We start from the raw sequence: 8,973 nt of genomic DNA, 5'->3' as shown, positions 1-8,973 counted from the left end.
ATCAGGACCACCGTCCTCCAATCCGTTCGCGCGTGCCCTCTGGACACGCAGTAGTGCATCCAACCTCCCACCCTCGGATTGACCCAGGCCGCAAGGTCCGCTTCGGAGATCTCGGTGTGTCGGTGCAGTCGCCAGGACCGCACGTGACCGCTGATCTTCCTCAAGGCGTCGCTGCTGATCGCCGGGTTGAACCCGATTCACCGTTTGCCGGTTCTGGGACGTACTTCCCGGCCCCGGAACGTGTAGCCCAGGAACGTAAACGCGGTGTGCTCGTAGGAGCCGCGCCGGTTGCTGTCCTTGCAGTACACGATCCTGGTCTTGTCCGGGTGCAGTTCCAGGCCGACCTCACGCATCCGTGCCTGCAAGGCCGCCAGCACATGCTGTGCTTGGGCCTCATCGACGCAGTGCACCACCGCGTCGTCCACATAGCGTTCGAAGCCGACGCCCGGAAACTGCCGGGCCATCCACACGTCGAACGCGTAGTGCAGGAACAGATTCGCCAGCACGGGTGAGACCGCAGACCCCTGTGGGGTTCCCCGGTCCCTGACCTGCAACGATCCGTCGGGCAGTGCCAGCGGCGCTTGCAGCCACCGCTTGACATACAACACCACCCATGGCAGGTCGGTGTTCGCCTCGACCGCTTTGACGATCAGGTCCCACGGCACGCTGTCGAAGAACTTCCGGATGTCCAGATCGATCACCCAGTTCGTCTTCCAGCATCGTGCCCGGCAGGCCGCCACCGCGTCGAGGGCGGAACGCCCCGGCCGATAGCCGTAGGAATCTGGATGGAAGGCCGGTTCGACCTTCCGCTCCAACTCCATGGCCACGACCGTCTGCGCGATCCGATCGTCCACAGTGGGCACACCGAGCATTCTGGTGCCGCCACCATGGGCCTTCTCGATCTCCACCGCACGCACAGGCGGCGGGAAGTACGACCCCGACGACATCCGATTCCAGATCCGATACAGGTTGTTCTTCAGATCCAGCTCGAAGCCGGCGATCGTCTGCCCGTCCACTCCGGGCGCACCCTTGTTCGCGTTGACCTTCTCCCACGCCTACCAGACCGCCCGCTTCGAAATCTGAAACGGCTTGCCTGCTGCTTTCAGCTCGTCCACGCGACTCCTCCCGGACCACGTCCGGTTGATCGAACAGACCAGCCACGGACAACCCGGCCCCTTCGCTCCGGCCCCATTACAGGACCTTCATCGCTACTACGAGCCGGTCCGCCAGCGCGCCCGGCGACGGTACTCGATCCCTTGCGGTGTCGCCGCTTGGGACACTCCCTCTCCCTGCCCATACGAGCAGGGTGTATCCGGGCACGCCTTCTCCTGTTCCACACGGATGCCGCAGATCAGGCTCACGTCGTCTACATGCCGGACACCACCTGGCCAGAAGACGGCACACCCGCCAGGCTCGTCCCGGGACCCGTTTTCACACCCCGGTTTTGATGTCGTCTGTATCTGTTTCGACACGTCAGCAACGATTCACTCGCATTCGTCTTCCTGATCCCCACCTGACACCTCACGGGCGCCTTCTTCCTCATCGCTCACCACGACGGTCTTCAGCCAACGCAGCATGAGGTGGTTCGGAGCCCCCCAACCGCCGGGCGACTCCGAAGGGCCAAATCCTTCATCATCCGTGCAGCACCGCTTCAGAGACTCGACCTACCGAACCTCCTCCACGTTCAGGACACACGAAACGGCAAATGTACGGCCGGGCAAAGTTCGACCTCCTCCGTCGCCGCATCCTCCAACCCAACTGACCGGCGGCCCGATCACCCACCACACTTCCTGCGACAGAACCCGAAGATTCCGACGCCGTGGACCCCAGCAAGCTGAACGACGACCTGCCTCCATCGGGGCTTGTGGAGAGCCCGGTGCTCAGCAATGGGCACGCCGGGTTCGGCGGGCGGCCCGAGGAGACGGACCGGTCGAAAGACCGGAACCGCGCCTCGGGCCGACCCAACCGCGCGGAAGGCAAGAAACACAACGCCGCCCTCATCTGCCTCGCCCGCCGGCGGGTCGACGTCCTCCACGCCACGCTCCGAACCCAACGCCCATACCAGCACAAAACGGCGGACGAACCCCGCCTCGCTGCTTGACAAAACTCATAGGGACACCCCCGAGCTCCCGCGCCGCGGCGACAGCTTGCGGCCCGGTGGCGGAGAGCCGGTCGACCAGTTGCTCGACCGCATACTCGCCAGCGCCTGGGCCGTCAGGGCCTCCGGGTGCGGCAGCCGCCGCCCCTTCCCCCGTCAATATGCCATCTACAAGGGTCGCAGTGTGAGCTGTGCGTCCGCGGCGAGGGCAAGCAGGTCTTCGTCGTGGCTGATGAGCAGGACCACCGCGCCTTCGTGGGCAACCTGGCGGATCTGGTCCGAGATCGACTGGAGGTGTCGCTGGTCGACGCCCGAGCTGGGTTCGTCGAAGACCACTATGCGGCGGCGGGAGATGCGGGCGGCCGCGATGACAAGGCGTTGCTGCTGGCCGCCGGACAGGGACAGCGGGTGCCGGTCGGCGAAGCGGGTGAGATCGAGCTCACGGAGCGCCTGGTCAACGTCGATGTCGTTGCGGGCCGCGGCGAGTCGGACCTCGGCGTCGACGGAATCAGTGAAGAGCTGGCGCTGCACGTCCTGCATGACGATCGCGCTGGCCCGTTGCCGGGCGCGGCGGCTGAGCTTGCGCCCATCGAGTCGCACATTGCCGGGACAGGACTGCAGTCCGGTCACGACGCGGGCGAGCGTGGACTTGCCGGCCCCGTTGGCACCGCGTATGGCCGTCACCGTGCCCGCGGCGAAGGCCACGTGGTCGAGGTCGAGCACTGTGCGCCCGGCGAGCCGGCATCGGATGTCGGCGAGCTGGAGCGCTCCGGTGGATGGGCCGCCTTTCGTGGCCGGGTCTGCAACGCTGCCGCCAGCCGCCGCCAGCTCGGGCAGGTCGACCGGCCGGGCTTCGCCCCGCAGCCCCTCTCGGGCGAGGTCCTCGTCGGGCAACGCGCGGAACTGCTGGGCGCTCCACTGTACTTCGGTCCGTCCCTCGCGCATCACCACGACCCGGTCGAGGATGCCGCGCAGATACCGCAGTCGATGCTCGGCCACCACGATCGTCATGCCTCTGGCCTTCAACAGCGCGAGCGAGGCGGTCAGCCGCTGCACGGCGTCGGCGTCGAGGTTGGAGCTCGGCTCGTCGAGCAGGAGGATATCCGGCTCGTGGGCGCTCGCCGCTGCCAGCGCGACCTGCTGTTGCTGTCCGCCGGAGAGGAGCCTCAGTCGCGCCGCGACCGGGAGGCAGGCGGCCAGGGCGGTCAGCGCTGCGTCGACACGGGCGTGTACCACGGCGGGTTCGTACCCGAAGTTCTCCAGCGCGAAGGCCACCTCCTCGCCTGCGGAGTCCGTGAAGAACTGGCGCCGGGGGTGCTGCAGCACCGTCCCGGTGCGCAAGCCCAATTCGTCAAGCCTCGCCGTGGCGGTCTTCAGGCCATCGACCTGGACCGCGCCGGTGAGGGTGCCCTCGTGGAAGTGTGGGATGAGGCCGTTCATCAGCCGCAGTGCGGTGGACTTGCCGGAGCCGCTGGCACCGCAGAGGACGACGAACTCGCCGGGCGTGACGCAGAGCGTGACGTCGGTCAGGCTGGGCTCTTCCGCGTTTGCGTACGTCCAACCGGTCCCGTCAATACTGATCATGCTGGCCCTGGCGACAACAGGACAGAGCCCGCGGCCAGCGCGGCGACGACGAGGGCGAATGTCGCGTCGCGGCCACCGAAACGCGGTGGTGTCATCGAGGTCGGGCGGTGTGGTGAGCCAAGACCGCGCAGCATGGCCGAGGCGGCGAGGTCCTCGCCGACCCGCAGGCTCGAAGCGATCAGCGGGACGGTGAAACGTTCGATCGCGAGGATCGGGTGGCGCAGCATTGCGCGGAGCCCGGTGAGGCCGCGAAGCCGCATGGCGTCGAGCACGGCGGTGGCCTCGGTGGCGACGAGCGGGAGGAACCGCAGCATCACCGACGTGCTGACGGTGATGCCGCGGGGGATTCGCCATGCCCGGAACGCGGCGCTGAGCTGGGTCGGCGACGTCGTGGCGATCAGATGCATCCCGACGCCGAGGGCGACGGCGAACCGGAGGCCGAGGAAGCTACCGGTGGCGACGGCGCCGAGGGCAGGGTGGGGCCGCACGAGCGGGACCCAGAACGCCAGTGCGGCAGAAGCTCCGACGAAGAGTGGGAGCACGACGGCGCGCCGCCAGGCCCGCTCCCAGACGGCGAGCCCGACCGCGAGGAGCAGACCGGCGGCGATAAACCGGCCGCCGCCGGCGCTCATCACCGCCGCGCTGACGGCGATGACAGCGATGATCTTCGTGCGGGGGTCGAGTCCCGGACGGCTAGGCAAGACCGGCCTTGCGGAAGTGCTTGCGCAGCAGCGCGGCACCGAGCAGCCCGCCGAGCAGCCCCGCTATGAACGTGGCGGCGTTGTACATCCACAGCACCTGGTCGGTGAGGAAGTCCCGCATCTTGTCGGCGTACTCCGGTGTCGCCTGCATCGTCGCTGAGGAGAAGTACTCGTCAGGGTCGATGAGGATCGGCAGCAGCGGGCCGATGAACCAGAGCGAGAACACCGCGTAGGCGAGGATGGCGGCCCACCGGGACCGGTACCGGCCGGCCAGCAGGATCGCCTCGGCAAGCAACGCCGCGACGACGGTGACGACGGTACTGATCCACGGGTGGCCTGCGAGCAGGTAGATTCCGGCGACCAGGACGGCGAAGATCGTGACCATGCCGGCGTGCTTCACCCGTGTGAGGAAGAGCATGTACGGGATGCCCGCGACGATGATGCTCAGCGGGAAGGTGACCACGATGAGGAGCGGGCTGACGACGCCCGCGAAGCTGATTGTGAAGACGATGACGAGATAGATCGCCGCGAAGATGCCGATGTTGACGAGGTCCCGGGCGCTCATCGTCAGACGTAAGCGGGGGTCTTCGGAAGCTGGCGCCACGGGCGTCGTCGCGTTGCTCGACATGCTTCCCTCCTTCTGTGTGGTGGCTGTGGTGAGCGTCAGGTGATCGCGGCCGAGAACGCGCGATACCCGTCGAGATCCGGCTTCATCGCCGCCGCGACGAGTTCCCAGAGCACCTCGTCGGTGCCGCCGCCGACGCGGGCCAGCTTCATGTCTCGCCACCAGCGCGCCAGCGGCGTCTCGTCGGTGAGGAAAGCCGAGCCGCCGAAGATGTGCATGCACTCGCCGACGACTTCCTCGCCGAGGCGGGCCGCAGACACTTTCATCGCGGCCGCGGTGCGCAGATCCAGCTGGCCGCCGCCGGCAATCCCGGTGAGCGCATGCCGGAGCATGTCCACCCGCGCTTGCAGGTCGGCCATCCGCAGCCGCAACGCCTGATGGTCGAAGAGCGTCCGGCCGAACTGGGTGCGCTCCTGCATCCGGGCCAGGGTGATGCCCAGCACCTGGTTGCAGGTCGCGGCGACCTGCCCGGCGATGGAGAGCCGCTCGTGGGCCAGGCCCCAGCTCACCGCGGCCAGGCCCGTCCCGGCTCGGGCGATCAGGTGGTCGGCCGGCACCCAGGTGTCGATCTGCACGGCCGAGGTCTCGAGCGGCCCGGCGCTCACCGTCGCATACGGCGGCATGATGGCGACCTTGTCGGTCGGGACCAGCACGAGGGCGACGCTCCCGTGGCGGCTGGCGGGATCGTGGTTCACACTGCGGGCGACGACCAGGATGTAGTCGGCGAGGGGTGACAGCGAGACGAACTTCTTGCGGCCTCGTACCCGGAGTCCGTCGCCCTCGGTGCACACCTGCGTCTCGACGATCTGCAGATCGGAGCCGCCGGACGACTCGGACGCGGCCAGGCACAGCACGGCTTCACCGCGGATCGCCCGTTCGGCGACCGCGTTCAGCGTGGCGGACCGGGCGAAGCGGCGCAGGATCGCGATCGCCGAGTCGTGCAGGCTGACGCCGACGCTGACCCCGGCCGATCCTAGCCGGCCGAGGGTGTAGGACAGCTCGTTGAGCTTGGCGAGATCGGGCGTGGCGCGATCGCCCCACTTCTCGGCGAGGACTCCCGCGGCCCCCATCCTGCGCAGCAGCTCGCGTGGGAAGCGCCGGGTGGCCTCGGCCTCGGCGACCCATGCTCGCACCTGGTCGTCGAAGACCGATTCCAGCAGTGCCCGGTAGCCCTTGACCGACGCGTCAGCGGTCATTTCCAGTGTCCCGACTCGAGGAGCTTCCTGGTTTCCAGGCGGCGCAGCTTGCCGGACGTGGTCAGCGGCAGCGTACCGGGTCTCACGAACACCACGTCGGCCGGGATGACGTTACACTCGGCGGCCGTCGCGGCGATCACCGCGCGGCGGGCGGAGTCGGGGTCGCCGCCGCGGAACTCGGCAACGATCACCAGCCCGGGCCGGGCCGACGTCCCGTCGCGGGCCACCGCCACCACGCGGCCGCTGCGGACGCCGTCGACGCCCGCCACGCACTGCTCGATCTCCGCTGGGAACAGGTTGCGACCGGCAACGACGACGATCTCTTTGGCCCGGCCGCAGATCACCGCGCGGTCGTCGACGAGGTAGCCGAGGTCGCCGGTGCGGAACCATTCGCCGTCGCTGAGCGGCGGATGCCCCAGGTAGCGCGTCATCATCGAGGTGCCGCGGATCTCGACGTGGCCCACGTCCCGGTCGTCGATGCGTGGAACGTCGTCGCCGTCTGCCTCGGCGATGCGGATCTGCATCCCGCCCAGCGGCGTGCCGAGCATCGCGTAGCGGCGGCGGACCGGCTGGGCGCCGGCCTCGGGTGAGGTGACAGTGACGTCGTCATAGCGGGCGCCCTCACCGGCAGCGGGCATGGTGACCGCGCAGGTCGACTCGGCCATACCATAGGCCGGCGCGGCCGCGGCCCGGTCCATGCCGAATCGGGCCGCCACGTCGAGAAAGGCGTCGAAGGCGTCCGCGTCGACCGGTTCGCCGCCGCTGATCACGAACCGCAGGTGCGACAGGTCGGCGTCGGTGATCCGGCGGCCGTAGCGGCCCACCAGGTCGTAGGCGAAATTGGGTGCCGCGGTGATGGTGGCCCGGGACTCGGTGAGCCATCGCAACCACCGGAACGGGGCTCGCACGAAGGCCGAGCTTGGCGCGATCCACAGTGGAGTACCGGTGGCCAGGCCGACCAGCACGAAGATCAGCCCCATGTCGTGGTACAGCGGCAGCCAGCTGAGCTTCACGTCGCGCTCGGGACGAATGCCGACGCGCGCGACCAGCTCGGTGATGTTGCTGTGGACGGCTGCCGCCGACAGCACCGCCGTCTTGGGTTCGCCGGTCGATCCCGCGGTGCCCTGCAGCACGGCCGCCGCGTCGGGACCGAGCGGGTGTCCGGCGAAGCCGGTGACGTCGGCGTCCCGCCCGTACTGCTCGACCCCCGCGATCCGCAGCCGCCCGTCGATCCTCGCCAGCGGCTCGAGCTGCTGGCCAGAGCCGAGGACGGTGCCTACCCCGATGCCGGCGAACCGCGTGTAGGTGCTCTGGGCCCACCGTTGCTCGTCGGCCCCGCGGACCGGGCTGGGCAGCACCGTCACCGCGACACCGGCCAGCCACGCACCCTGCACGGCCGCGATGAGATCCACACTGGGGTCGCCGATCAGGCCGACCGCGCCCGGTTCGCGGCCGCCGTCGGCGAGCAGCTGCGCGGCGATCTGCTCGGCGCGGGCGTGGACCTCACGCCACGGGCGGGTGTCCCAGTCGCCGGACGCCGCATCGAGCACCGACAGGGCCCCGTCTCCGCCGAGCATCGCCCGGCTGACCGCGCCGGCCAGCCCGCCCGGCCCGATGTCCACCGGCGCCATGCTCAGCCGCGCTTCGCGAGGACGGCGTCCTCCAGGTCGGCGACCGTCTCGAAGGTCAGCATCTCCTCCTCGGATAGCGCCACGCCGAGCGTGTCCTCGATCGCCACCATCCCCACTGCGAACGCGACCGAGTCGAGGCCGACCTCGTCGACGAGGTGCGACCGGCGAGTGATGCGTGAGGTGTCCACCTGCAAGTCGACCCGCAGGATCCGCTCGATCTCCGGACTCAACGCATCGGACATTCCGGCCTCCTTGGGTTCGTTGTGGACGTGCCGCTCATCGTGGTTGTCACTCGCCGAGTCGGGTGCCGACGGTCGCGGGTGCCTTTCCGGCCATCTCTAGAACGTCGTGCAGGGTCGCGCCGCCCAGCACCCGGGCCACCGGGATCTCCAGGCGGAGCGTCTGCTGGATGGACCGGTAGAGCTCCAGTGCCTGGATCGAGTCCATCCCCAGCGCGACGAGCGGCGTGTCGGGATCGAGCACGTCGTCAACCCCCAGCCCCATCACGCGCGCGACGATCGAGCGGACGCGCTCCGGCGACGCGTCGGCGGGCACGCTGCGCACCGCAGCACCGGTCTGTCCGCCGAAATCCTGCATCAGCGCTGGCATCCCGTTCAGCTCGCACACCGCGGCGATCACCGTCCAGTCCGCGGACAGCGTCAGGCTGTTCTGTGACTCGGCGGTCAGCCCGGCGGCCAGCGCCGCAGCGGGCGGCATCGGCAGGATGCCGGCCCGTTCGGACCCGGCGACGATGTCGTCGTACTCGCCCCGGGGGCGGGCGGTGGAATGCCACACACCCCACTGCACCGACCGACCGTCGATGCCGTCGGCCCGCAACCGCGCGGCGATCGCGTCGAGCATGCGGTTCGTCGCCGCGTACACCGCCAGGCCCGGACCGGCGAAGGTCGCCGCGACCGACGAGCACAGGATCACCCTGGCCGTCGCGGCCAGCGGCAGCGCCTCGACGACGTTCTCGATCCCGACAATCTTCGCCGCGGCGGCGCGTTCGACGGCGCTGTGGTCCAGGCCTGCGCCGGCCACCGCGTGGACATAGTCAACGGCGGCGTGGACCAGCAGTGTGGCGACATGACCAGGGCGAGGGTCGCCCCAAGTCCCACGAGTGTGCGCACCTGATGTC

Annotated in this window: 7 protein-coding genes and 2 pseudogenes; 1 reads left to right on the top strand and 8 read right to left on the bottom strand. The window is 69.2% G+C overall.

From position 1 onward, the window contains the following. Positions 1–197 precede the first annotated feature (197 nt). Positions 198–1,043: pseudogene (gene ltrA / locus ABZS66_RS58590) on the bottom strand (group II intron reverse transcriptase/maturase); the annotation flags it as partial. Between the two features lie 923 nt (positions 1,044–1,966). On the opposite strand from ltrA, the pseudogene ABZS66_RS58585 reads away from it, so the two are divergent. Next, a pseudogene (locus tag ABZS66_RS58585) lies at positions 1,967–2,101 on the top strand (IS110 family transposase); the annotation flags it as partial. A gap of 165 nt (positions 2,102–2,266) precedes the next feature. Here ABZS66_RS58585 and ABZS66_RS58580 read toward each other — a convergent pair. The 7 genes from ABZS66_RS58580 to ABZS66_RS58550 all read right to left on the bottom strand — a co-directional run bounded on the left by ABZS66_RS58580 (position 2,267) and on the right by ABZS66_RS58550 (position 8,909). Next, complete coding sequence (locus ABZS66_RS58580; RefSeq protein ID WP_354773179.1) at positions 2,267–3,682, bottom strand: ABC transporter ATP-binding protein; 1,416 nt, start codon at positions 3,680–3,682, stop codon at positions 2,267–2,269. Beyond that, positions 3,679–4,383 (bottom strand): energy-coupling factor transporter transmembrane component T, encoded by a 705-nt coding sequence (locus ABZS66_RS58575; RefSeq protein WP_354773177.1) that lies wholly within the window; start codon positions 4,381–4,383, stop codon positions 3,679–3,681. Before ABZS66_RS58575 ends, ABZS66_RS58580 begins: the two co-directional genes overlap by 4 nt. Then, the gene (locus tag ABZS66_RS58570; protein WP_354773175.1) at positions 4,376–4,948 is read right to left on the bottom strand and encodes an MptD family putative ECF transporter S component; all 573 of its coding nucleotides are present in this window, start codon (positions 4,946–4,948) and stop codon (positions 4,376–4,378) included. The genes ABZS66_RS58575 and ABZS66_RS58570 overlap by 8 nt, the downstream gene beginning before the upstream one ends. Positions 4,949–5,046: 98 nt before the next feature. Continuing rightward, the gene (locus ABZS66_RS58565; protein WP_354773173.1) at positions 5,047–6,204 is read right to left on the bottom strand and encodes an acyl-CoA dehydrogenase family protein; all 1,158 of its coding nucleotides are present in this window, start codon (positions 6,202–6,204) and stop codon (positions 5,047–5,049) included. Beyond that, entirely contained in the window at positions 6,201–7,826 is a 1,626-nt protein-coding gene (mbtM, locus tag ABZS66_RS58560; protein ID WP_354773171.1) for a long-chain-fatty acid--ACP ligase MbtM, read from the bottom strand. The genes ABZS66_RS58565 and mbtM overlap by 4 nt, the downstream gene beginning before the upstream one ends. A gap of 11 nt (positions 7,827–7,837) precedes the next feature. After that, positions 7,838–8,077 (bottom strand): acyl carrier protein, encoded by a 240-nt coding sequence (locus ABZS66_RS58555; RefSeq protein ID WP_354773169.1) that lies wholly within the window; start codon positions 8,075–8,077, stop codon positions 7,838–7,840. A 46-nt stretch (positions 8,078–8,123) separates the two neighbouring features. After that, the gene (locus ABZS66_RS58550) at positions 8,124–8,909 is read right to left on the bottom strand and encodes a beta-ketoacyl reductase (RefSeq protein WP_354773181.1); all 786 of its coding nucleotides are present in this window, start codon (positions 8,907–8,909) and stop codon (positions 8,124–8,126) included. Between the last annotated feature and the right edge of the window lie 64 nt (positions 8,910–8,973).

It is taken from the genome of Dactylosporangium sp. NPDC005572 (assembly GCF_040605515.1).
Classification (GTDB): domain Bacteria; phylum Actinomycetota; class Actinomycetes; order Mycobacteriales; family Micromonosporaceae; genus Dactylosporangium.
This window is presented reverse-complemented; position numbering and strand designations above follow the sequence as displayed.